The 885-nt window shown below is 73.2% G+C and carries 1 pseudogene; it reads left to right on the top strand.

Annotation, left to right across the window (positions count from 1 at the left end):
• Nucleotides 1-885, top strand: a pseudogene (locus tag ACTOWL_RS37960) (hemagglutinin); the annotation flags it as partial.

Below are 885 nucleotides of genomic sequence, written 5' to 3'. Positions count from 1 at the left end.
AGGGCTCGGTCGCGATCGGCACCAACTCGCAGGTGCTGGGCGGCGCCGGGGCGGTGGCGATCGGCCAGGGCCAGGTGGTGAACGGCGACGGCGCGGTCGCGATCGGCGATCCGAACTCGGTGACCGGCACGGGCGCCGTGGGCATGGGCGCCAACAACACGGTCAACGGCACCGGCGCGCTGGCGCTGGGCAGTGGCAACACGGCGACGGGCCAGGGCTCGGTCGCGCTCGGCAACGCCAGCAGCGCCACCGGGGCGGGCTCGCTCGCCTTCGGCGACGCGGCCTCGGCGACCAATGCCGGCGACGTGGCGCTGGGCACGGGCTCGGTGACGGCGGCTGCGGTCGGCACGGCCAGCGCGACGATTGCCGGCACGACCTACACCTTCGCCGGGACGGCGCCGGCCAGCACGGTCAGCGTCGGCAGCGCCGGCGCCGAGCGCACCATCACCAATGTCGCGGCGGGGCGGCTCTCGGCGACCTCGACCGACGCGGTGAACGGCTCGCAGCTCTTCGCCACCAACACGGCGGTGGACGATGTCGCCAGCCAGATCACCGATGTCACCGGCCAGCTGACGCACTACTACAGCGTCAATGACGGCGGCACCCAGGGCGCCAACTACGCCAATGACGGCGCCACCGGCACCAACTCCCTGGCGGCCGGCGTCGGTGCCTCGGCGACGGGGGCGGAGTCGACGGCGATCGGCTACAACGCCATCGCAGGCGCCGACGGCGCCACTGCCATGGGTAATGCCGCCAGCGCGACCGCGAGTGCCGCGATCGCTCTGGGCGTCAACGCCAACGCCTCCAGCGAATGGGCGACCGCGATCGGCACCAATGCGATCGCGAGCGACCAGGGCGCCATCTCGATCGGCACCAACACCCAGG

The organism is Inquilinus sp. CA228, assembly GCF_052078665.1.
GTDB lineage: Bacteria > Pseudomonadota > Alphaproteobacteria > DSM-16000 > Inquilinaceae > Inquilinus.
This window is presented reverse-complemented; position numbering and strand designations above follow the sequence as displayed.